General features: G+C 67.7%; 19 protein-coding genes. 9 read left to right on the top strand and 10 right to left on the bottom strand.

The genetic code is table 11. The annotated features are described in order from the left end of the window. Positions 1-87: 87 nt before the first annotated feature. Positions 88-930 (bottom strand): 5-dehydro-4-deoxy-D-glucuronate isomerase, encoded by an 843-nt coding sequence (gene kduI / locus IE187_RS09790; protein WP_189676069.1) that lies wholly within the window; start codon positions 928-930, stop codon positions 88-90. Positions 931-989: 59 nt separating this feature from the next. Then, positions 990-1,784, bottom strand: coding sequence for an IclR family transcriptional regulator (locus IE187_RS09785; RefSeq protein WP_189676068.1), 795 nt, complete (start codon positions 1,782-1,784; stop codon positions 990-992). Positions 1,785-2,037: 253 nt separating this feature from the next. Between IE187_RS09785 and IE187_RS09780 the strand changes: the two genes are divergently transcribed. Further along, entirely contained in the window at positions 2,038-4,503 is a 2,466-nt protein-coding gene (locus IE187_RS09780; protein WP_189676067.1) for a beta-galactosidase, read from the top strand. A 43-nt stretch (positions 4,504-4,546) separates the two neighbouring features. Here the strand turns inward: IE187_RS09780 and IE187_RS09775 are convergent, their stop codons facing one another. From IE187_RS09775 to IE187_RS09755, 5 genes are all read right to left on the bottom strand, one after another. Then, positions 4,547-7,507 carry a TonB-dependent receptor gene (locus IE187_RS09775; protein WP_189676066.1) on the bottom strand — a complete coding sequence of 987 codons (2,961 nt, stop codon included), beginning with the start codon at positions 7,505-7,507 and terminating at the stop codon, positions 4,547-4,549. 187 nt (positions 7,508-7,694) lie between these two features. Then, positions 7,695-8,318, bottom strand: a complete 624-nt coding sequence (locus tag IE187_RS09770) for a LutC/YkgG family protein (protein ID WP_189676065.1) — start codon at positions 8,316-8,318, stop codon at positions 7,695-7,697. Beyond that, positions 8,315-9,712, bottom strand: coding sequence for a lactate utilization protein B (locus tag IE187_RS09765; protein ID WP_189676064.1), 1,398 nt, complete (start codon positions 9,710-9,712; stop codon positions 8,315-8,317). Before IE187_RS09765 ends, IE187_RS09770 begins: the two co-directional genes overlap by 4 nt. After that, positions 9,709-10,470: a (Fe-S)-binding protein gene (locus tag IE187_RS09760; protein WP_189676063.1), complete on the bottom strand. Its 762-nt coding sequence runs from the start codon at positions 10,468-10,470 to the stop codon at positions 9,709-9,711. The genes IE187_RS09765 and IE187_RS09760 overlap by 4 nt, the downstream gene beginning before the upstream one ends. Next, positions 10,467-11,444, bottom strand: coding sequence for an alpha/beta hydrolase (locus IE187_RS09755; RefSeq protein WP_229839336.1), 978 nt, complete (start codon positions 11,442-11,444; stop codon positions 10,467-10,469). The genes IE187_RS09760 and IE187_RS09755 overlap by 4 nt, the downstream gene beginning before the upstream one ends. A 190-nt stretch (positions 11,445-11,634) precedes the next feature. Here IE187_RS09755 and rhmD point away from each other — a divergent pair, with 190 nt between their 5' ends. The 8 genes from rhmD (at position 11,635) to IE187_RS09720 (ending at position 18,365) form a co-directional block, all read left to right on the top strand. Continuing rightward, positions 11,635-12,828 carry an L-rhamnonate dehydratase gene (rhmD, locus tag IE187_RS09750; RefSeq protein ID WP_189676061.1) on the top strand — a complete coding sequence of 398 codons (1,194 nt, stop codon included), beginning with the start codon at positions 11,635-11,637 and terminating at the stop codon, positions 12,826-12,828. Positions 12,829-12,845: 17 nt separating this feature from the next. Continuing rightward, a complete protein-coding gene (locus IE187_RS09745; RefSeq protein WP_189676060.1) occupies positions 12,846-13,703 on the top strand; it encodes a 2,4-didehydro-3-deoxy-L-rhamnonate hydrolase in 858 nt (285 codons plus the stop codon). Then, complete coding sequence (locus IE187_RS09740) at positions 13,700-14,449, top strand: SDR family NAD(P)-dependent oxidoreductase (RefSeq protein ID WP_189676059.1); 750 nt, start codon at positions 13,700-13,702, stop codon at positions 14,447-14,449. The genes IE187_RS09745 and IE187_RS09740 overlap by 4 nt, the downstream gene beginning before the upstream one ends. 64 nt (positions 14,450-14,513) lie before the next feature. Continuing rightward, positions 14,514-15,419: an amidohydrolase family protein gene (locus IE187_RS09735; RefSeq protein ID WP_189676058.1), complete on the top strand. Its 906-nt coding sequence runs from the start codon at positions 14,514-14,516 to the stop codon at positions 15,417-15,419. Beyond that, positions 15,416-16,480, top strand: coding sequence for an L-rhamnose/proton symporter RhaT (gene rhaT, locus IE187_RS09730; RefSeq protein WP_189676057.1), 1,065 nt, complete (start codon positions 15,416-15,418; stop codon positions 16,478-16,480). Before IE187_RS09735 ends, rhaT begins: the two co-directional genes overlap by 4 nt. Beyond that, complete coding sequence (locus tag IE187_RS09725; protein WP_229839335.1) at positions 16,477-17,319, top strand: glycoside hydrolase family 43 protein; 843 nt, start codon at positions 16,477-16,479, stop codon at positions 17,317-17,319. Before rhaT ends, IE187_RS09725 begins: the two co-directional genes overlap by 4 nt. Positions 17,320-17,337: 18 nt before the next feature. After that, positions 17,338-17,544, top strand: a complete 207-nt coding sequence (locus tag IE187_RS21325) for a hypothetical protein (RefSeq protein ID WP_229839334.1) — start codon at positions 17,338-17,340, stop codon at positions 17,542-17,544. Then, positions 17,538-18,365: an alpha/beta hydrolase gene (locus tag IE187_RS09720; protein ID WP_229839333.1), complete on the top strand. Its 828-nt coding sequence runs from the start codon at positions 17,538-17,540 to the stop codon at positions 18,363-18,365. The genes IE187_RS21325 and IE187_RS09720 overlap by 7 nt, the downstream gene beginning before the upstream one ends. Before the next feature lie 178 nt (positions 18,366-18,543). Here the strand turns inward: IE187_RS09720 and IE187_RS09715 are convergent, their stop codons facing one another. The 3 genes from IE187_RS09715 to IE187_RS09705 are packed head-to-tail and all read right to left on the bottom strand — an operon-like array spanning position 18,544 to position 23,452. After that, positions 18,544-19,512, bottom strand: a complete 969-nt coding sequence (locus tag IE187_RS09715; protein ID WP_229839332.1) for a glycoside hydrolase family protein — start codon at positions 19,510-19,512, stop codon at positions 18,544-18,546. Beyond that, on the bottom strand, positions 19,509-21,053 hold the full coding sequence (locus IE187_RS09710) for an MFS transporter (protein ID WP_189676056.1): 1,545 nt from the start codon (positions 21,051-21,053) through the stop codon (positions 19,509-19,511). Before IE187_RS09710 ends, IE187_RS09715 begins: the two co-directional genes overlap by 4 nt. 5 nt (positions 21,054-21,058) lie before the next feature. Beyond that, positions 21,059-23,452: a glycosyl hydrolase 115 family protein gene (locus IE187_RS09705; protein ID WP_229839331.1), complete on the bottom strand. Its 2,394-nt coding sequence runs from the start codon at positions 23,450-23,452 to the stop codon at positions 21,059-21,061. Positions 23,453-23,463: the final 11 nt, after the last annotated feature.

Here is a 23,463-nt window from a genome sequence, read left to right as displayed (position 1 = left end):
TTCGCTCGACGCCGTCGACCGGGATGACCCCGGCGACGCCTCTCCGGCGCGCCCGGGAAGAGCAACGCTCTCCCCAGGCCCGACGGGTTACGCCAGCTGGCAGATATCCAGCACGGTCATGTCGGTATAGTCCTGGTTCTCGCCCGCCATCGCCCAGATGAAGGCATAGGCCTTGGTGCCCGAGCCCATGTGGATCGACCAGGGCGGGCTGATCACGGCTTCCTCGTTCGCCATCACGATGTGCCGGGTGGCCTCGCCCTCGCCCATGTAATGAAACACGCGATCCTTCTCGAGATCGTCGAGCTCGAAGTAGAAATAGATTTCGCTGCGGCGCTCGTGGATGTGCGGCGGCATCGTATTCCACACGCTGCCTTCCTTGAGCACGGTGAGGCCCATCACCAGCTGCGCGCTGTCGCAAATGCCGGGGATGACCATCTGGAAGATCGTGCGCTCGTTCGATTCGGCGAGGGTGCCGCGCTCGAGCGCGGTCGCATCCTTGGTCGAGATCAGTTTGGTCGTGAACGCCTTGTGCGCTGGGCACGACGCTAGATAGAAGCGCGCGCCGTCGCCCGAGAATTGCACGTCCTTGGCGCCCATCGTCACGTACAGGCAATCCTTGTTGCCGAGCGTAAACGCCTCGCCATCGACCGTTACGATGCCCTTGGCCTTGCCGACATTGACGATCGCCAGTTCGCGGCGCTCGAGGAAGGGATGCCCCGCCGCCGAGGCCGGCTCGGTCTGATCGGGCAGCTTGACCGATCCCGTCGCCACCGCAACGCCGCCGATCACGAAGCGCTCGGCATGCGTATAATTGAGCACGCATTCGCCGGCGCGGAACAGATCCTGGATCAAATAGCGGTCGCGCAGCTCGTCATTGGAGACGCACTCCATCATGTCGGGGTGCGTGGCGTAATAGGTGCGGTCGAACATGTGAAACTCCGTTTCAGATATCGGACCGCCTGCGCCGCGAATGCGCGGAGGTCAAGCGGCTACGCGTTCGATCCGCTGCGCCGCACGCCAGAATGCCCCAGTACGGTCCCGACCGCCTCGGCCGCCTGTTTCACCCACGGCGCAAGCTCGGCCATCCGTGCGTCGCTGAGATAGGGGGCCGCGGCGGCGACGTTGATCGCGGCGACGATGCGGCCGGTGGCATCGCGCACCGGCGCTGCGACCGAGCAGATCGAATCGGGCGGCGGTCCGCGCTGCAGCACGACGCCGCTCGCCGCCGCGGCCTCGAGCGCCGGCAACAAGGCGTCGGGGCGATGCTCCGGTCCGATCAGCGTCTGCAGTCGCGCCCATTCGGCGGGCGTGTCGTCGAGCATCAGTGCCTTGCCCATGCCGGTCTCGGGCAACAGGCGGCGCGTGCCAGGCTGGGTCGTCACGGCAACACGCTCGCTGCCCTGCGAGCGCAGCAAATGCACCGAATACTCGCCGTCGCGCCGGCCGAGGAACGCGCTCAGCCCGGTGCGCTCCGACAGTGCGTCGAGATGCGGGCGTGCGATCGCGGCGATGTCGGTCTGCTCGCCCGCGCGGTGGCTCAGCCGCAACAGGCTCGGGCCACCACGAAAGCGACCGTTGCCCGATTGTGCGAGAAACTCGCGCCCGGCGAGCGCGGTCACCAGGCGATACGCCACGCCGCGCGGCAAGCCCGAGCGCGTCGTCAGCTCGGCGAGCGTGAGCGACTCGTTGACCGCAAGTTCGAGCAAATCGAGCCCGCGCTCGAGCGTCTGCGTCCCGGTCTTGCGCGAATCATCGGCGTCGCTGTTCGCCGCCTTGTCGCTCATGCGGAAAGACCAAGGGGGCGGGGGAAGGCGGGGAGAAGCGCGGACATGCGCTGTCCTAGCAGATTTGCGGCTGCGCTTGCCAGCGGCTCGATGATGGCGGGAGCGGTCGGATCGGTTCGCCGATCGCGTCGCGGCAACACACGCCGACTTCCAACTTGTAGTGTATCGGTTCGCAGTGCGGGATTGTCGCGTGCGTGTCAGGTGGGTACCCCTACCGAACACCACGCGACACATCGTGGATCGGGAGGTCGGTATGCACAGCCATGGCAGAGCGCGCGCGGGCGCCGTCGGGACCGCGACTTCCCGCTGGCTGGGTGTCGCGGCGCTGCTCGCCTCGACTGCCGCGTCTGGGCAGACGGTTGTTCAAATCGATGCCAGCCAGCCGCCGCCGCCGCTGCGCAGCGCCCATCTGCTCATGGGGACCGCTACCGGCCCTGGCGGCACGATCGGCGTCAACAGCCTCTATCTGACGCGCGATGGCAAGCCGTGGCTGCCGGTGATGGGCGAGTTTCACTTCACGCGGACGCCCGCGGCCGAGTGGGAGGCGGAACTGCTCAAGATGAAGGCCGCGGGGATCGACATCGTGTCGACCTACGCGATCTGGAATCAGCTCGAACTGGCGCCCGGTCGGCTCGATTTCACGGGCACCCGCGATCTGCGCCGCTTTGCCGAGCTCTGCCGCAAGCACGGGCTGCTGCTATTCCTCCGTCCAGGCCCGTGGGCGCATGCCGAGGCGCGCTTCGGCGGCATCCCCGATTGGGTGGTCGCGCGCTCGCGCCCGCGCAGCGACGATGCCGCGTATCTCGCCGAGGTCGACCGCTTCTGGCGCGGGCTTTACGGACAGCTCGAGGGGCTCCTGTGGAAAGACGGCGGGCCGGTGATCGGCCTTCAGATCGAGAATGAATATAATCTCGACGGCCCGGGCCAGGGGCGTCAGCATATCGCGACGCTGAAGGCGCTGGCGCAGCGGATCGGGTTCGACGTGCCGCTCTATACCGTCACCGGCTGGGACCATACGGTCTATCCGCGCGGGCAAGTGCTGCCGGTGATGGGTGGCTATGTCGACGAGCCCTGGTCGGCCAAGACCGGGCCGCTGTTGCCCAAGGAGAATTACCTGTTCCGCTTCGGCAGCCGGGTGAGCGGCGATCTCGGCGCGCAGACGCGCGGGCGGGCGCGGGGCGACGCCGAGGATGACGCGGACGACACGCCGTTCCTCGGCGCGGAATATGGCGCCGGGGTGCCGGTGATGTATCGCCGCCGCCCGATCGTGTCGCCGAGCGACATCGGTGCGGCGATCACCACGCAGCTCGGTTCGGGCGTCAATCTGCTCGGCTATTACATGTTCCACGGCGGCGCGAACCCGCTGGTCGACGGTCGTGCGGTCGAGGAGACGCAGGCGTCGGGCGGGTATAATGACGTGCCGCAGATCGGCTACGACTTCCAGGCACCGCTCGGCCAATATGGCGAGGTCAATCCGGTGAGCGGCGCGCTGCGGCCGATCCATGCGTTCCTTGCCGCATATGGCGATCGCCTGGCGCCGATGGCTGCGCATGCGCCGACGCGGTTGCCGGCAGCCGCCGCGGATGTGGCTACGCTGCGCTGGTCGGTGCGATCGGACGCGCGCGCGGGCTTCCTGTTCGTCAACAACCATGTCCGGCAATATCCGATGGCAGCGCACCCGGACATGCGCTTTGCGGTGAAGCTTGGTGCGGAGACGCTGTCGCTGCCGTCGCACGGGGTGACGGTGCCGAGCGGCGCGAGCTTCTTCTGGCCGATCAACATGGACCTTGACGGTGCAACGCTCGTCTGGGCGACGGCGCAACCGCTCACGCGGCTGCAGGATGGGGCGAGGCCGATCCATGTCCTGGCGGCGACGCTGCCGGGTGCAGTCGAGCTTGCCTTCGCCGCGAGCAGCGTCACGCGGCTCTCGGTCGCGGCGCGCAGCGACGGCGCCGGTCGGTTGATCGCCGCAGTAATGCCATCACGACGCCCCATCAGCGTGACGCTGCGCGACGGCAGCGTCGTCCGCGTGCTGGTGCTGAGCGTAGAAGATGCCGCGCGCGCCTCGGTCGGCGCGCTCGCGGGACAGCGACGATTGGTTCTCACCACGGCCGGGGTGAGCTTCGATGCCGATCGTCTGAGCTTGAGCCAGCGCGGCAACGCCCGGTTCGATTTCGCCATCCTGCCAGCGCCGCAATCGATCAGCGCAGACGCCGCCGTCGGGCGCGCCAAAGACGGCGCCTATTCCGCAACGATGCCGCTGCGCGCCATGCTTGCGGTTATGCCCACCGTCGTGCGCGAGGCCGGCGTCGCACCGCCGGTTGCAATCGGCGGTCCCGCCAAGGCGGCGCTGCAGCCGCTGCCCGAGGCGCATCGCGCAGCCGCTGCTTGGTCGTTTACGCTGCCGCGCAGCGTGCTGGCGGGGCAGGGCGATGCGTGGCTCGAGATCGACTATCGCGCCGACATCGCCCGGCTGTTCGATGGCGCCGACATGCTCGACGACGCATTCTGGGATGGCCGGGTCTGGCGGATCGGATTGCGGCGCTTCGCCGATCGGCTCGGCAAGCCGTGGACGCTCACCGCGCTCCCGCTGCGCAGCGACGCGCCGATCTACCTCGACGACAGCGCACGCACGCTGCTCCCGGCGACGGGTCAGGTGGCGGACCTGCGGACGATCCGCGTGGTGCCCGAATATACGCTCAGCGTCCGCGCGCGCTGACGGGTAAGCGAGGGGCGAACGGCGCGCCCCCCGCGCCCTCCGACTACAGCTTGAAGTTCACGCCGAAGGTGAAGGTCCGCCCGATGCGCGTCTGGAACAGCGTGTCCTGGCGCACGCTGTCGGTGTAGAGCCGGTTCTGCTCGCCCGTCAGGTTGGTGCCCTCGACGATCAGCTTGATGTTGTCGTTGACGTTGTACGAGGCCGAGGCGTCGACGAACAGCGTCTGCGAATTGCCTTGCAGATCGCTGCCCGGCGACGCCGGGATGCCGCGGATGAAGCCATCGCGCCAATTGGCGGTGCTGCGGATGCTGAACTTGCGGTCCTCATAATATAGCGTGCCCGAAGCGGTGTTCTTCGACAGGCCGACCAAATCGGCAGTGGTGGTCACGGTCGGCACGCCGTTCACGCTCGCCAGGATGTAGCGGATGCGTGAGGTGACGTGCGTGTAGTTCGCCAGCGCGCCGAAATTCTTGAGGAAACCGGGGAGAAAGGTGAAGGGCATTTGCACATTCGCCTCGATCCCCTTGAGCTTGCCGCCGGGCGTGTTGGTCGGGCGCGAGATCGTGAAGATCTCGGTCGGGGCGGTGTTGGTGCCGTTGAGCAAGGCCGCCGGTAGGCCGAGCGTGTTGAACACTTCCTGCGTGTTGACGTTCTGCACATAGGACTTGATGTCCTTGTAGAAGAACGCCGCCGACAGCAGCGCACCCGGGCGGAAATACCATTCGACCGCGGCATCGAACGTCGTCGCGCGGATCGGATCGAGCTGCGGATTCTGGAAGCTGCCGACGCGTGTCGTCGCGGTGATGCTGCTGGTCGGGGTCAACTGCGCGAGTTCGGGGCGCGCGAGCACCTTGGCGCCCGAGAAGCGGAACAGCAGGTTGCGGACCGGCTCGATCACCAGATTCCCCGATGGCAGCCAGTCGCTGTAGCGCTTCGACGCGCTCTGGAAACTGCCGGTCACGCCGGTCGGCGACGAGGGCAAGGCGACCGAGATATAGCCCGACGAATTCTGGTCGGTGTGGACGTAGCGCACCCCGGCATCGCCGCGTACGCCGATACCCCCCAGCCGCTCCCCGAGGTCGAACGCCGCCATGGCATAGGCCGACGAGACTTCCTCGAGCACACGGCTCGACTGCGCGCCGCACTCGATCCCGCAATAGCGCACGGCATCGAGGTTGAAGGTCGAGATCAGCTTGTCGGGATCGAGCGCTGCCCAGCTTGCCGGGGCGCCATTGCCCCAGAGCTGGTCGACACCCTTGATCTGCGTGGTCAGGCTGGCCAGCGTCGTCCCGGCGGGCAACGCCTTCGTGACGACGTCGGCGGTGTAGGGGACGAGGTTGCGCACGGTGAAGTCGGCACGGCGATACTGGCCGCCCGCCTTGAGCGTCAGGCTGTCGCTGACCTTCCAGTGGAAGTTGAGCTCGCCGGTCGTGCCGTTGTTGGTGTTGACCGACGGCTTGCCCTGGAAGTTGTAGCCGCCGCGCACCGTGCCGTCGGCCAGCGCGGGCCCATAGGCGAACGCGTTGGGATCGGCGACGTTGAAGCCGAAGCCGAGCAGCGGCGTGTCATTGCCCTTGCGATAGTCGACCGAGAAATTGGGCGTGTCGATCGCATCCATGAACGACTGGAAGCGCTGCTTGTTGTCGAATACCGATTCGTTGATGCCGAACAGGCCGGTGACGCCGAAGCGGTCGGTGAAATCGTGCTTCAAGTTGAGGTTGGCTTGCTTGAAGGTCGAAACGAAGCGATCGACCAACCCTTCCGAGCGGACGTCGACGCCGTCGAACAGCCCATAGACCAGGCTGCCCTTCGGGCTGAGCTGCACGTCCTTGACCGAGGTGACCGGCTGGCCGTTGTTCGTCGCCGAGCGTCCGAACGACAGGCCGGCGATGTAATTGTCGCGGCGCACGACATCGAACCGCGAATAGAGCAAGTCGAGCGAGATGTCGGTGGCGCTGTCGGGCTGCCACTGGAAGGTCAGCGTGCCGCCGATCCGCTTCTGGTTCTGCGTCGAGTTGAGGTAGCGCGGAATGCGCGGCAGGAAGGCGCCGCTGCCCGGCGTGTTGGGCAAGTCGGCACGCCGCGCGTTGACGATGGTGTTGTAGGCAGCCGCGGTGCTGGTGCGCGGTACGCCCGGATAGCATTCGGTCGCCGAGGCGCCTTTGCTGCCGACCGCCGGGTTCACCGGCGTGAAACCGACCGGCGAGCAGAATCCGCCATTGGTGTTCGACGACAGGATGTCGACCGCCGAATAGCCGACTTCGCGGATGTCGCGCTGCTGATAGGCGACCGAAGCGAGCACGCCGAAGGTGCCGTCGGCAAACTTCTTCGAAACGAGCAGCGAGGCGCGCGGGTTCACCTTCTTGGACAGCTCGTTGTAGATGCCGCGCGCGGTCGCGGTCAGCGTGAAGTCACGCTTGCCGGCGAGCGGCTTGGGCGCGGTCAGATCGACCGTCGCGCCGAGCGAGCCTTCCTCGACATCGGCGGACGGCGTCTTGCGAACCGCCAGTTCGGAGAAGATTTCGGTCGGGAAGACGTTGAAGTCGAAGCTGCGGCCGCTGTTGCCGGCGCCGTAAATGTCCGACGATCCGGTCTGCGCGGTGCCCTCCATGCCGTTGATGCGCACGCGCGTGAAGGCGGCGCCGAGTCCGCGGACCGAGATGTTGCGCCCCTCGCCGCCATCACCGCGCGCCAGCGCGACGCCGGGAATGCGCTGCATCGATTCGGCGAGATTGGAATCGGGGAACTTGCCGATGTCTTCGGCGACGATGCTGTCGACCGCGGCGGTCTCGCGGCGCTTCTGATTGATCGCGGCGTTGAGCGAGGCGCGAAAGCCGGTCACGACGATGTCGGGCGCCTGCGCGTCATCGGCCGGAGCGGCGGCGGTTTCGGGCGGGGTGGCTTGGGGGGCGCTCGCCTGCTGCGCCCAGGACGGGGTCGCGGCGACCATAAGGGCCAGCGTGGAAACTTGAGCGGCTGCGAGCGCTACGCGACGATAGGTCATGATATCCTCCCCGAAAATCACGCGGGTCAGTCGTTGCTGATCCCAATATGTGAAGTGCGTTATCTATATACGGCTAATTAAATGCCATATGAAAGGATAAATGTACGAAATGTGAAATTCTGTGTCGTGCGCGACATAAGCTCGCCTATCGGGTTGCCCGTTCCGCGCAAGCGTTCGTCGGGTCCGTTCAACGCTTTAGCGGGGTCGCCAGTCGGATAACGTGGAGGAAGCGCGGGCCATGCGCGCCGCGAACATAGGTGCCCTCGATGTCGGTCGTGCCCGAAACGCCCGTCACCCAGTAATGCGCGCGCGGCTGTGCGCCTGGCAGGATCGCGTCCTCGAGATGCGCGACCAGCGTGGGGACGATCACGAGATGATGCAGCGCGAGGAAGTTCGGCAGCATCGGCGCTTCGGGGCTGGTCTCGAACACCAGCGATCCGGTTTCGGCGACGCCGCACCGCGCGATCGCCAACGCCGCGTCTTCATCGGGGGCGGCCCCGTCGTGGAGCGTCACGCCGTCCCAGTCGAGCGCGGTGAGCCGCGGGTCGGGGGGCAGGCACAGCACAACCGGCAGGCCGTTCGCTGCGCAATAGCGCCGCACGGCCTCGGGGACTTCGCTCCAGTCCGCGATGCGGTCATAGCTTGCCGCCACACTTGGCAGCGCGAGCCGCTCCGCGAAGGTTTCCTCGAGCGCGGTCATGGCGACGGGTGGCCGTTCGGGCGCGACCAGCAAAGCGGCGGCTTCGTCCGCGATCGCCGAGGGCGTCATGGTGCCGCCGAGCCGCGACAGGATTGCGTCGCGCGCGGTCATTGGCGCTGCCCTTTTTTATATTGCGCCATGAAGCTTTCCGCCGCCGGCTTCGGCAAGTCGCGATGCCGCGTCCAGCCGCCAGCGAGCGGCACATTGCTCAGCCAGCCCGTGCGCCCCAGCAAGCGCAGCGCGGTGAGCGCGGTCGCGGTCGCCGTGCGGTAGAGCCGCGGGCGGCGTGCGGCCCACGCCCAGAGTCCGATCCCGGCGCGGGTCGCTTTCGGCTCGAGCCCCTCGCGCCAGCTCTTCTCGCGCCAGCCGCGCAGCAGCGTGGGCAGCGGGATGCGCACCGGGCACACTTCCTGGCACTTGCCGTTGAGCGTGCAAGCGTTGGGCAAGTCGCGGTTCGCCGCCAGGCCGTCGATCGCCGGGGTCAGCACCGCGCCCATCGGGCCGGGATAGGTGCCGCCGTAAGCATGGCCGCCGATCTGCCGGAACACCACGCAATGGTTCATGCACGCGCCGCAGCGGATGCAGCGCAGCATCTCGGCAAGCCCGTCCTCGCGCATCGCAGTGCGGCCGTTGTCGACCAGCACGATGTGCATTTCCTCGGGCCCGTCGCGGTCGCCGGGGCGCTTGGGGCCGGTGTAGAAGGTCGTATATTGCGTCAGCGGCGCGCCGGTTGCCGAGCGCGCGAGCATCCGCAGCATGTGCACGGCGTGCCCCATCGACGGCACGATCTTCTCGATCCCGGCGGTGACGATCTGCATCCGCGGCGGCACCAGTGACAGTTCGGCATTGCCTTCGTTGGTGACGGTGCACACCGCGCCGGTGTCGGCGATCAGGAAGTTCGCACCGCAAATGCCGACATCGGCCGCGAGCATCCCCTCGCGCAGATGGCGCCTGGCGCTCTCCGCCATCGCCGCGATCGTCTCTTCGGTGTGCGGATCGCGGTGGTTGGCCTTGAACAGCACCGAGACTTGCTCGCGCGTCTTGTGCATCGCGGGCCAGATGATGTGCGACGGGCGCTCGCCCGACAATTGGATGATATGTTCGGCAAGATCGGTTTCGACGCGGGTGATGCCGGCCTCGGCGAGCGCGTGCGGCAGGCCGATTTCCTCGCCGAGCATCGATTTCGAGCGCGCGACGCTCTTGGCGCCGGCCGCCTTGCACAGGCCGATGACGATGTCGCACGCCTCCTGCGAGGTGCGCGCCCAGTGGACGACGGCGCCCGCCGCCACCGCGTTCGCCTCGAAGCGTTCGAGGTAGCCGCCGAGATTGGCGATGACATGATCCTTGATCGCCGCCGCGCGATCGCGCGCGGCTTCGAAATCGGCGAACGCGTCGATCGCGAGCGTGCGCTTGGCCTCGGCGGTGCCGGCGGTGCGCTCGACCGCGAGCTTGAGGATTGGATCGGCGAGGGCTGCGTCGACGCGTTCCGCGAACCCGCCGCTCATGCCTCTTCGCCGATCGCCGGGCCGTCGCCCATGCCCGCGAGCAGTTCGACCGCGTGGAACGCGCGGACCGGCGAGCCGTCGCGGTGGAGCTTGCCCGCCATGTTCATCAGGCAACCCAGATCGCCCGCGAGCAGCAGGTCGGCGCCGGCGGCATCGATCGCCGCCGTCTTTTCGCCGACGATCGAGTTCGAAATAGCGGGGTACTTCACGCAGAACGTGCCGCCGAAGCCGCAGCACGTCTCCGCACCCGCCAGCGGCTTCAGCTCCAGCCCGTCGATCGCGGCGAGCAGGCGGCGCGGCTGGCGCTTGATACCGAGCTCGCGCAGGCCCGAGCAGCTGTCGTGATAGGTCGCGGTCGTCGGCAGCGCGACGCCCTCGGGCTTCCAGCCACGGACTTCGTCGAGATAGGCGAGGATCTCGAACGTCTTGGCGGCCAGTGCTTGCGCGCGCGGGAACCACGCCGCGTCATGCTCGAGGATTTCGGGATAGTGGACGCGGATCGTCGCCGCGCACGAACCCGACGGGACGACGACCTGGTCATAGCCTTCGAGCAGCGCGATGTTGCGGCGCGCGAAGTCCTCGGCGGTCTTGCGATCGCCCGAATTGAGCGCGGGCTGGCCGCAACAGGTCTGCGCCTCAGGCACGACGACCTCGCACCCCGCCGCCTCCAGCGCGGCGATAGAGGCGAAGCCGATGCGCGGGCGGATCAGATCGACCAGACAGGTGACGAATAGTGCGACGCGCGGCGTGGTGGTCATACGCCGTGCCGCCCGAGGAAACCTGCCACCAGCTCGGGCCAGTTCGCCACGGCCGGCTTGGTGGTGCCGAGCCCGAAGCCGTGACCGCCGGACTCAAGCAAATGCACCTCCACCGCGCCTTTGCGCGCGCGCAGTGCCTCGGCCATCAGCAGGCTGTTCTGATAGGGCACGGCGGGATCGTCGAGCGCATGCACCAGCACCGCTGGCGGCGGCGTCGCCATCACGTTCTCCTCGAGCGAATAGGCCGCGATCCGCGCGGGAGTAGCATCGGCGCCGAGCAACTGCTCGCGCGAGCCCTTGTGCGCGACCGGATCGCGCAGCGCGATCACCGGATAGACGAAGGCGGCGGCGGTGACGCTGGCCGGCAGCCGGTCGATCGCATCGACCGGCGCGGCGATCTCGCGCACGTCGCGCGTCGCGAGCCAGGCGGCGAGATGCCCGCCCGCCGAGAAGCCGACCACGCCGATCCGCCCCGGATCGAAGCCCTCGCGCGGGGCGAGGCTGCGGATCGTGCGGACGGCGCGCTGCGCATCCTGCAGCGGTACGTCGGCACCGGCGGACCAGCCATCGGCGGGCAGGCGATAGAGCAGGATGAAGCAAGTGTACCCCGCTTCGGCGAAGCGCCGCGCGACGGGAAAGCCTTCATTGCCCATCGACACGAAGCGATAGCCACCGCCGGGGATCAGCAGCAGAGCGGCGCCGTTGGGCTTGGCGGGCTTGAGCATCGTCAGCGTCGGCTTGCGGACATGTTCGACGATGTAATTGCCGTCGGCCGTCGCCGGCTGGCGCTCGACCCGGTTCTCGGTCGCGGTGACGCGCGCGCCGCCTGGGGGCTTGCCCGGCCAGAGCGGCATCGTGCGGAACGCGCCCACACCTACGTCAGCGCCCTGCGCCACGGCAGGAACCGCGCCGGCAAAAGACAGCGCGCCAGCGCCCGCGAGCACGCTCCGACGATCCCATAGACTGTCGCGCACTGCAGCATCCTCTCGTTCGCCCGAGTCTGTATTTGACGCGGCTCTTTCCATCAACTAACGATCTATCTCATAAAGTGAGACCATGCAAACGGCCCGGGAGAGGCTGCCAGCTTCGGCGCGGTGCCCCGGAACGTCTGCTTAGTGGAGGACCGCTTCGCATCCGTGAAGCGATGATGAGGAGCAGAGACACGTGGCGATCGTCCAGTTGCCCAAGATCAAGCATGTCCGCGCATTCACCGTGCGCGGCGGCGGGGCCGACTATCACGACCAAGGCGCCGGCCACTGGATCGACGACCATATCGCCACGCCGATGAGCCGCTATCCCGAATATCGCCAGAGCCGGCAGAGCTTCGGGATCAACGTGCTGGGCACGCTGGTGGTCGAGATCGAGGCTGAGGACGGCACGATCGGTTTCGCGGTCACCACGGGTGGCGAGCCCGCGGCGTTCATCGTCGAGAAGCATCTCGCGCGCTTCCTCGAGGGCCGCAGCCCGACCGAATATGAGAAGATCTGGGACCAGATGTACTTCTCGACCCAATATTACGGCCGCAAGGGCCTGGTGGTGAATGCCATTTCGGGGGTCGATCTCGCTTTGTGGGATCTGCTCGGCAAGCTGCGGCAGGAGCCGGTCTATCATTTGCTCGGCGGTGCGGTGCGCGACGAGTTGCAATTCTACGCGACCGGCGCGCGGCCCGATATCGCCAAGGAGCTCGGCTTCATCGGCGGGAAGATGCCGCTGCACCATGGTCCTGCCGAAGGGCTCGAGGGCTTCCACAAGAACATCGCCGAGCTGGCCGAGATGCGCGAGCGCGTCGGGCCCGATTTCTGGCTGATGTGGGATTGCTGGATGGCGCTCGACCTCGATTACGCGACGCGGCTCGCGATCGCGGCGCACGAGCATGGCCTTAAATGGATCGAGGAGGCGATCAGCCCCGACGATTATTGGGGCTATCAGCAGCTCAAGCGCAACGTGCCCAAGGGCATGCTGGTCACCACCGGCGAGCATGAGGCGACCCGCTGGGGCTTCCGCATGCTGCTCGAGATGGAATGCTGCGACATCATCCAGCCCGACGTCGGCTGGTGCGGCGGCGTGACCGAATTGCTCAAGATCTCGGCGCTCGCCGATGCCGCGGGCAAGATGGTCGTGCCGCACGGATCGTCGGTCTACAGCTATCACTTCGTGATCACGCGCCACAATTCGCCCTTCGCCGAGTTCCTGATGATGCATCCGGGGCCAACCGAAGTGGTGCCGATGTTCCACCCGCAGCTGATCGGCGAGCCGGTGCCCGAGAATGGCCGGCTCAAGGCCAGCGCGCTCGATGCGCCGGGCTTCGGCGTCGAGCTCAATCGCGAGATCGCGATGCACCGTCCCTACACGCACTGATAACGAAAGACCGTCTCATGAAGCTCTGCCGCTATGGCCAGCCCGGCCAAGAAAAGCCCGGTATCGTCGACGCCGACGGTACGCTCCGCGACCTCTCGGGCGTCATCGCCGACCTGACGATCGCAACGCTGCCGCAGGCGCTCGCCGCCGATGTCGCGTCGCTGCCGGTGGTTGAGGGAACGCCGCGCTACGGCGTGCCGATCAGCGGGATCAGCAAGATCGTCGCGATCGGGCTCAACTACCGCGACCATGCGATCGAGTCCGGCTTGCCGATCCCGACCGAGCCGGTGATGTTCGCCAAGGCGCTGTCGAGCCTCAGCGGCCCCAACGACGACGTCGTGTTGCCCAAGGGCTCGACGCACAGCGACTGGGAAGTCGAGCTCGGCGTGATCATCGGCAAGACCTGCCGCTATATTGCGAAGGAAGACGCGCTCGACGCGATCGCGGGCTTCACGCTCGTCAACGACGTGTCCGAGCGCTTCAACCAGAAGGAGCGCGGCAGCCAATGGTCGAAGGGCAAGGGCCACGACACCTTCTGTCCGACCGGCCCGTGGCTGGTGACGCCCGATGAAGTCGGCGACGCGCAGGATCTCGACATGACGCTCGATGTGAACGGCGTGCGGATGCAGACCGGCAACACCAAGACGATGATCTTCGATCTCGCCGAGCTGATCTCCTATGCCAGCGAATATGTCACGCTGATGCCGGGCGACCTGGTCATCACCGGCACGCCGCCGGGCGTCGGCGAGGGCAAGAAGCCCGACAAGATCTTCTTGAAGGCCGGCGACGTGATGGCGCTGTCGATCGCCAAGCTCGGCACGCAGACGCAGACCGTCGTCGAGTGGCGCCATCTCGGCGAAGGAAAACTCGCATGAGCGTCTACGAAGGACGTTTCGCAGGGCGCTGCGCGGTCATCACCGGCGGTGCTTCGGGGCTCGGCAAGGATGTCGCCCGGCGGATCATCGCAGAGGGCGGCAAGGCCGTGCTGTGGGATCGCAACGCCGCGGCGCTGGCCGCGACCAAGGACGAGATCGGCGCGACGCATGTCGTCGCGCTCGACGTGTCGGATGCCGATGCGGTCGCTGCTGCCGCTAAGGAAAGTGCCGAGGTTCTGGGCAAGATCGACGTGCTGATCTGCTCGGCCGGGATCACCGGGGCAACCGTGCCGCTGCACGAATTCCCGATCGACAGCTGGCTGCAGGTCGTGAACGTCAACCTCAACGGGCTGTTCTACTGCAACCGCGCGGTCGTGCCGTATCTGCTCGAGAATGGCTATGGCCGGATCGTCAACGTCTCGTCGGTGGCGGGCAAGGAAGGCAATCCCAACGCCAGCGCGTATTCGGCGACCAAGGCGGCGGTGATCGGCCTGACCAAGAGCCTCGGCAAGGAACTCGCCGGCAAGGGCGTGATCGCCAATGCGATCACCCCGGCGACCTTCGAGAGCCCGATCCTCGAGCAGCTGCCGCCGAGCCAAGTCGAATATATGCGCTCGAAGATCCCGATGGGGCGCCTGGGCGAAATCCACGAATCGACCGCGATGGTGTGCTTCGCGGCGTCGGAAGAGTGCAGCTTCACCACGGCGGCGACCTTCGACACGTCGGGCGGTCGCACGACTTTCTGATCGCCCATATGGCCGCGACCGTCCGAAAGACGACGGCGCGGCCTTGCTCAGCCGGAGAGGCTTCGTGACCATCCCGTTCGTCGATGCGCACATCCATTTGTGGGAGCTCGGCCGGATCCGCTATCCGTGGCTGACGCCGCCGTTTGCGGAGGACGGGCCCAACGGCTCGGTCGAAGCGATCGCCCGCGATTACACGCTCGCCGACTATCGCGCCGACATGGCGCGCTGGAACGTCGTCGGCGCGGTGCACATCGATGCCGGGGCGGACCCGGCGCAGGCGCTCGACGAGACCGAATGGCTCGAAGGCGTCGCCGACGCGGGTGGCTTGCCGAGCGCGATCGTGGCGTTCGCGCGGCTCGACGATCCCGACGTCGAAGCGTTGCTCGCGCAGCAGGCGGCGCATCCGCGCGTTCGCGGCATCCGCCACATCGTCAACTGGCACGCCGATCCGCTGCGCAGCTACACGCCGCGCGACGTGACGCAGGACGCGCAGTGGGGGGCGGGTTTTGCGTTGCTCGCGAAATACGGCCTGTCGTTCGACCTGCAATGCTATCCCGCGCAGATGGCCGGGCTCGCGCCGCTGATCGCGCGGCATCCCGACGTGCCGGTGATCATCAACCATCTCGGGATGCCGGTGATCAGCGACCCTGACGGCATCGCGCAGTGGCGCGCCGGGCTCGAGACGCTCGCCGCGCTGCCGCATGTCGCGATCAAGCTGTCGGGGCTCGGCTTCATCGATCGCGACTGGACGCTCGACAGCGTGCGGCCGTTCCTGCTCGCGGCGATCGACCTGTTCGGCACCGACCGCTGCCTGTTCGCCAGCGATAGCCCGACCGACACGCTCTTCGCGTCGATCGAGCGCACGATGGCGGCATTCCACGCAATCGCCGCCGACTTCAGCGACGACGAGCAACGCGACCTGTTCGCGCGCAACGCCAACCGCCTCTATCGCCTGGGATTAGACCTATGAACCCGTTGCTCGGCGTTCTTTACCACTGGCTTGGCGGCCTTGCTTCGGCGAGCTTCTACGTGCCCTATCGCGGGGTGAAGCGCTGGTCGTGGGAGATTTACTGGCTGACCGGCGGTGTGTTTTCCTGGCTGTTCGCGCCGTGGTTCTTCGCCAGCCTCCAGACCAACGATCTGCTCGGCGTGCTCCACGGCGCCACGCCAACGGCATTCTGGTGGCCGATTGTCTTCGGCGTGCTGTGGGGGTTCGGCGGGCTCGGCTACGGGCTGGTAATGCGCTATCTCGGGCTGTCGCTCGGCATGGCGGTGGTGCTGGGGTTGTGCACCGTGTTCGGCACGCTGATCCCGCCGTTGTTCGCGGGGGAATTCCACGCGAAGCTGCTCGCCAACGCCTCGGGCCGGATCGTGCTGCTCGGTATCGCGCTGACGCTGCTCGGCATCATCGTCGTGGCGATCGCGGGTGCGAAAAAGGATGCGCTGCTGACCCCCGAACAGAAGGCGGCGGTGGTCGCCGAGTTCGATTTCAAGAAGGGCATCCTCGTCGCGATCTTCGCGGGCATCATGTCGGCCTGCTTCGCCTTCGGCCTCGCTGCGGGCGAGCCGATCAAGGCGCTGTCGGCTGCGGCGGGGACGGGGCCGCTATGGACCGGGCTGCCGGTGCTGTGCCTGGTGATGTTCGGCGGGCTGATCACCAACGGAGCATGGTGCGCGTTCCTCATCACCAAGAACCGCAGCGCGCCCGAATGGCGCGGCGTCACCAAGGCCGATGTCGGCCGGCCGCCGTTGCTGCGCAACTATCTGCTCAGCGCGCTGGCGGGAGTGACCTGGTACTTCCAATTCTTCTTCTACACGATGGGCGAGAGCCAGATGGGCCGGCTGTTCTTCTCGAGCTGGACGCTGCACATGGCGAGCATCATCATCTTCGGCACGCTGTGGGGCTTCGCCTTTCGCGAGTGGAAGGAAGCCGGCGCGCGGATCAAGGCGACCGTGTGGGGCGGGGTCGGCCTGTTGCTGATCGCCACCGTGGTGATCGGCTATGGCAACAGCATCGCGGTCGCGCCATGAAGTGGCTGTTCGCCGCTGCCGCGTTGCTCGGATTGACGGGGGCGGCCCCCGCCGCACCGCAGGGCGACGCGCCGCTCGTGCTGACCGCGATGCACCTGCACGATCCGTGGATCGTCGCCGACGCCGCAAGCAAGACCTATTACCTGTTTACCCGCAACGAGGCGGCGATGAGCGGCGACCAGCGGCTCGGCACGATGGTCTATGCCAGCCGCGACCTGAAGCATTGGAGCAAGCCCAAGCTCGCCTTCGTCCTGCCCGCCGGGCTGTGGGCCAAGGCCGGCAGCTGGGCGCCCGAAGTACATCGCTGGCGCGGCAAATGGTATCTGTTCACAACCTTCCACAACCCCGACCTGCCGCTCGGCAAGAACGGCACGCGGGCGACCTATCGGCGCGGTACGGTGCTGGCGGTCGCTGACAGAGTCGACGGGCCCTACCGCTTGGTGCGCGGCGGCGAGCCGATCGTCGATGGCAGCCTGATGACGCTCGACGGTTCGCTCTACGTCGATCCGAAGGGCAAGCCGTGGCTCGTCTATGCGCATGAATGGTGGCAGACGACGGTCGGCACGATGGAAGCGCTGCCGCTCACCGACGATCTCGCCGCTGCCGGCTCGCCGCAAACCTTGTTCAAGGCGAACGACGCGCCGTGGGCGGTCGGCCAGAAGCAGTCGAACGGCGACGTCGTCTATGTCACCGACGGCCCCGAACTCTATCGATCGAAGACCGGCACGCTGCTGATGCTGTGGTCGAGCTATGGCCAGAAGGGCTATGTCGAGGCGCAGGCGCGCTCGACCTCGGGGACGATTGCCGGGCCGTGGGAGCAGCTCGGGCCGCTGGTGTAGCGCGACAGCGGGCACGGCATGCTGTTCCACACCTTCGACGGCAGACTGATGATGATCCTGCATCGGCCGTTCAATTATGCGCTCGGCAAGCTGTACGAGATGCGCGACGATGGCGACCGGTTGTCGGTGGTGCGCGAGGCGGTCGAGCTCGACGGCGAGGCCTATCCGACGCATCCGTGCGTTGCCGGCCACTCGTCGTTCGACGGGGCGCATCCGGGATGCTGATGCTCGGTGCCGATCAGGTGCGCACGCTCGATGGCGCGGCGGTGCGCGCCGATGCGGTGACGTTCGATCCCGCCTTCGCCGATCCGGCGCAAGCGGTGGTGACCGCGGTGACCCAGCCGGTGCTGCTGAGCTTCGTACCTGCGCAGCCCAATGGTCGCGCGATGCTGGTGCTGGGCGGCGGCGGGTACGTCCAGCTGATGGCGGGGCGCGAGGGCGTCCAGGTGGCGCGCTGGCTGACGGCGCTTGGCTATCATGCGCATGTCTTGCTCCATCGCTTCCCCGACGCGGCGAACGGGGCTGTCGCGGCGCTTGCCGATGCGTTGGCGGCGATGCGGCTGCTGCGCGAGGATGATAGCGCGCTCGGTGTCGTCGGGTTGTCGTCGGGCGGGCATCTCGCGGCGTGCCTCGCGGCGGCGGTGCCGGAAGAATGGCGCGTGTCCTGCGATGCGACGACGCGGCCCGATGTGCTGGTGATTGGCTATGCGCCGATTTCGACCAATGCCGCAGGCCGCACGATCGTCGCCGACAAGCCGCCGCTGCCCCCGGTCGAGAAGCAGGCGATGTACGATCGGCTGCAGCCCGACGCGCAACTGCTGCAAGACCCGCCGCCCGCGTTCATCGTTTATTCGGGCAACGATCCGGTCGTCCCGGTCGAGAATGCGCGGCGGCTGCACGCCGCTTGGGAGCAAGCCGGCGGTGCAGCGGAGTGCCACATCTTCGCCGATGCCCCGCACGGCTTCGCGCTCGATACGCAGGGCCTGCCGGTGTCGGTGTGGCCGCAGCTGTGCGCGGCTTGGTTGCGGCAGGTCGGGTTTCTCTAGGTCACCTTCGAATTGGCGTGATCCGCCAACGCCGTTCGGGCTGAGCTTGTCGAAGCCCTGCTCTCCGCGTGAGGCCTGGCTCGGTGTGGAGAGGTGCCCTTCGACCGGCTCAGGGCGAACGGGCGGGGGGGGGCGTTCGGGAAAGCGCCAAGCGTACTCGACCCCTTAGCGCCCGCGTTCAGCGGCGCAGCAGCCGTACATGGGCCGGCGCGTTGCGATCGACCGTGAGGATGCCGTCGACCTCGTTCAGCTCTGCGATCTGGAGCACGCTGCGGCGGTGCCACTCGGGATCGGACGCGGCCTGCGGCTCGCCCGACTGGTGGACGAAATAGACGAGATACGCGCGCTCGCCCGCCACTATCACATCCGGATGCTGGCCCTTCGCGCGGTCGGTCGCGGCGGTGCCGGGGGCGGCGAGCAGATAGTCGCTCTGGCGCGTCCAATGCTCGCCATCGGCCGAGCGCATCACCAGCAGCCCCTTCCACGCATCGGACACCAGCCACCAGCGCCCGCGCCAGCGGAACGCCTTGGGCGCTTCGCCGGGCGTGTCGGTCAGCCGGTCCCTGAGCGTCCAATGCACCAGATCCCGGCTGTCGGCGGTGCGGATCGCCTTGTTCATCCGCTCGTCGTTGAAGAACAGCCGGTAGCCACCGCGCGGCAACGCGACGACGCTCGCATCGATCACCCGGTCCGAGCCCAGCTCGACTCGCCCGCCGCAGCGCCAGCTTTTGAGGTCGCGGCTGGTCAGGTGGACGAGGAATCGCGGCGCGTTCCAGTCGCGATAGATGCCGGGGACGACGGTCACCCACATGTGCCATTGCCCCGCGAACCGCTCGACATCGGGTGCCCACAGCGTCGCGCCGGTGCACGCGACCGGGATCGCCGCGGTGCCGCCGTAGCGCCACTGCGCGCCGTCCTTCGAGCGGGCGATACCGATCGCGGTGCCGTGGACCCAGCGAACGTCCGTGGTATCGTCCATCGGCAAATCGGCGCGGCGGTTGGTGTAGAACATCACCCACTCGCGCGTCGCCGGATCGTAGACCGTCGACGGGTCGGCCGCGCCGTCATGCACGGGATCGCGGAACAGCGGCTTGGGCGCCAGCACCGCGGCCTGCGCGAGCAAGGCCGCGGCGACCAGCGCGATCATTTCTGCGCTTCCACCACCGGATTGTTGCCCCACAGCCGGTCATACGACCAGCCCGACAGATCCTCGACCACGGCGGCATGCTCGGGATCGGACGGCGTGCGTGAGCCGCTGCGCAGATGCTCGATCTCCTCGAGCAGGATCGCATGCGTGCGGGGGTCGAGCCGGAAGCGCGTCGACACGAACATGCCGAACAGCAGCATCGCGATCGTGCCCGCACCCATCACCCCGACGATGCCGACCAGCGCGCCGGCGCTTTGCGTCTTCGCGCCCGAGACGAAGCCGGATGCCTGCATCACCTGGCCGACGAGGATGATCGCGGCGGCCTGGCTCATCTTGCGCACGAAGGTCATCACGCCCGCGAACGCGCCCTCGCGGCGCCGCCCGGTGACGATCTCGTCGACATCGGCCATGTAATTGTAGGTCGCCCACGGGATGTAGTTGAGCGCGCCGCGGCCGAGCCCGGCGAACAGCACCGGCACCCAGAACAGCATCGCGGTCGCGGTATAGCCCGCGGCGTACATTGCGAGGAACAGGATCACGCCGATGCCGAAGCTGATCGCCGCCATCCGGTATGCGGCGGCGGGGGAGAGTTTCAGCGCGAAGTTGATCGCCAGGATCACCGCGACGAACTGGACGATATAGGTCACGCCGACGAGGTTCGCGACGATCGCCGCCGAGCCGGCCAGCGCGAAGATCACGAAATAGGTGAAGGCGGCATTGTAGATGTCCTGGCTGATATAGCCGCCGAGATACATGCCGAGATGCAGCCGGAACGCGCGGATCCGCAGCGTCGAGAAGAGGTTGCGATAGAGCGCCTTGAACGCCGCGCCGAGCGTCGGCTTGGCGCGCGCATCTTCCTCGGCATCGAGCCCGGGCGGGCGCTGCCGCTCCCAGCTGAACGCATAGAGCAGGCCCGCCGCGCCCATGAAGAGCCCCGAGAAGATAATCCCCATATAGAGATAGGTGTCGGGCGAGCCCTCGCCGAGATACTGGATCAGCGCCTTGGGCAGGAACGCCGCGCCGATCGCCGAGAGCTGGCCGAGCAGGATGCGCGCACCGGCGAACTTCGCCTTGGTCTTGTAATCGGTCGCCATTTCGCTGGCGAGCGTCTCGTACGGGATGATCTCCATCGCATAGACCATCTCGAACAGCACATAGGTAACGAGGTAATACCAGAAGCCTTGCCCCGCGACCCACATGATCGCGAACGACGGCAGCAGCGGGATCGCGGCGAGGATGAAGAAGCGCCGCCGCCCGAACTTGCGCCCGAGCCACGAGCGGCCGAGGCTGTCGGAGAGGTGGCCGATCAGCGGGCTGGTGAACGCGTCGAGCACGCGCGCGATGCCGAAGATCGCGGTCGCCTGCAGCGCCGACAGCCCGCAGAAGGTGGTGTAGAAGAACAGGATCCAGGTGCTGATCACCGCCATCGAACCCGCGCCGAGCACGTCATTCGAGCCATAGGCGAGCAGCGTGTACCAACGCACCGGGCGCGTCGGCGCGATCGGGTTGGCGGGCGCGGCGGCGATAGGGTCGGTGGCCATGGCGGTCAGTCCTTTGCGCCGGCGGGCGGCAAGCTGGCGGGAAGCGGATCGAAACGGAAGCGATCGAGGATCAGCGCGGGATCGGCGAGTCCGACGGTGAAGCGATGGCGGCCGGCCGCGAGCGCGGTCGGCAGCGCAAGCTCGAGCCGATTGTCGAGTACCGCGCGCGCCCAGGCGGCATCGCCGGTGACGCGCGGTGCGGCAAGTGTGACGGGCGCGGCGTCGTCGAGCGCGAGCGTCAGGCGCAGCGGATCGCCGTCGTGCGTGGCGTAGCTCGGCAGGAGCTCGGCGACGAGGCGCCAGCGGCCGGGCGGCAGGTCGATCGTGTAAGACAGCTGCGCCGGCAGTGCCGCGCCGACCGCGGCCCCGTTGCGGCCGAGCCCGTCGATCACGCGCCAGCCGGTGCGCGCGCCCTCGGCGGCTTCGGCTTCCACGACGGGTGCGGCAGCGGCGGCAGCGGGAGCTTGCGGTCGGGCTACAGCCTCCGCCGGCAGGAGCGCAGCGGCGGGCAGGATCGGCGGGGTCAGGCGATAGCGCCGCCATTGGCCATCGGCCGGCTCCATCGCGATCATCCCGCGCCATTTGCCGCTGGCGAGCGTGTCGTTGTAGCGGCGCGTCAGGCGCGTGAGGTCGGCATCGGCGGCGCGTGCGCGGGCACCCGCTTGCGCCGCGGCTGCCGGATCGCTGTCGTGGAGGCGATCATAGGCTTCGGCATCGAACAGCCGGATATTGGCGAGCGCGGCGGCGGTGACGGGATAGTCGACCAGCTCGAAGAACGCATCCCGGCGGTCAGCGGCGATGCGCGGCGCGAGCGCACGGACGCGGGCGTCGAGCGTGTCGAACGCGGCGAGGCGGGTGGCGATCTCGGGCGGCGAAAGCGGGCTGGGGCGCGACAGCTCGCCGGGCAGCCACCATTGCAGATGCTCGGGCCGCCGCGCGAAATTGAGGCGGTGATGCTCGGCGAGGATCGTCGTGGTGTCCGCCGCGACATCGCCGCCGAGCGTGCCGGCCGCCCACTCGCGCACGACGGCGTCGATCGGTTGCGCGCGCGTCGCCGGCACGTCCCACGCCAGTTGCAGGAAATAGTCGGTGGCGAGTTCGCCCGGCTTGAGATCGCCGACGTTGGCGACCCACATCTGCCGCGCGCCGGCATCCCAGGCGCGGCCCAGTTCCTCGCGGATCAGCGCGGGCGGGGTGGTCGACAGCCACAGATACGACAGCGGCGCGCCGAGATAGGAGAGGTGGTAATAGACGCCCGATCCGCCGGGCCGCTGGCGCTCGGCGGCGTCGGGGAGGTGGCGGATATAGCCGAAATTATCGTCGGGCCACAGCAGCGTGACGTCGCGCGGCACCTTCAGCCCGCTGCGATAGACGTCGAGCACTTCCTTATACGGGGTGAACACCTGCGGCGCGTCCTTCGGCAGCATAGCGCGCTGGTCGGCGAAGATGCGCTCGAGCAGCGCACGGCGTCCGGCATCGTCGCTCGGGCCGACCATCCCGCTGTCGTGAATGCCGCGCATGCCGAGCGTCCAGAGGCTCTCGTAGCGCGCGTTGGTCGCCACGCGCTCGCGCCAGTAGCGCGCGACACCGGCGGCATTGGTGGCGTAATTGAAGCGCTCCGCCGGCGCGGTCCATTCGCCGACATTGTTGCGCAGCATCGGCTCGGAATGGCTCGAGCCCATGACGATCGCATAGCGATCGGCAAGCGCGGCATTGCCGGGGTCGGCGTTGAACGGGCGCGTCACCTTGTGCATCGCCGGCCAGACGAGGTTGGCCTTGAGCCGCAGCATCAGTTCGAACAGCTTGGCGTAGGTCTTCGGGCCGATCGTGCCCGCCGCGGGCTCGAAGGTGTGCGCGGCCCAGGGTTGCAGCCCCCAATCCTCGTCGTTGAGGAACACCCCGCGATATTTGACCGAGGGCGGACCGAAGCGCGCGACGCCTGCGGGCGCTCGCAACAGCGCATGGTGTTCGGGCGTGACGTCCGCCCACCAATGCCACGGCGACACGCCGATCGCGCGCGACAGTTCGTAGGCGCCGAACGCGGTGCCGCGGCGGTCGCTGCCGACGATCACCAGCGCCGAGGCGACGCCGGGCGCGGGGCGATCGACCGTGGCGATCACGAAGCTCTCCCACGCGCCGCGCAATTTGCTGACGTCGAGCAAGCCGCGCCGCGCGAGGCCGTCGATCGCGGCGCTGCGACCGAGCGTGCCGAGCCAGATCTGCGTACCGTTGCCGGTCGCCGTGCCCGACACGCGGGCGAGATCGGCAGAGAGGTCGGCGGCGGCGATCCTTACCACCGCATGGTCGCGCGGGTCGGTCACCACGCGCGCGACGCCGCGCGCATCCGCCAGCACGACACCCGGCCCGGCATCGAACGCGACCAGTGGAGTCTCCGCCACCGCCGATCGGG

Source organism: Sphingomonas glacialis (assembly GCF_014653575.1).
Classification (GTDB): Bacteria; Pseudomonadota; Alphaproteobacteria; order Sphingomonadales; family Sphingomonadaceae; genus Sphingomonas; species Sphingomonas glacialis.
This window is presented reverse-complemented; position numbering and strand designations above follow the sequence as displayed.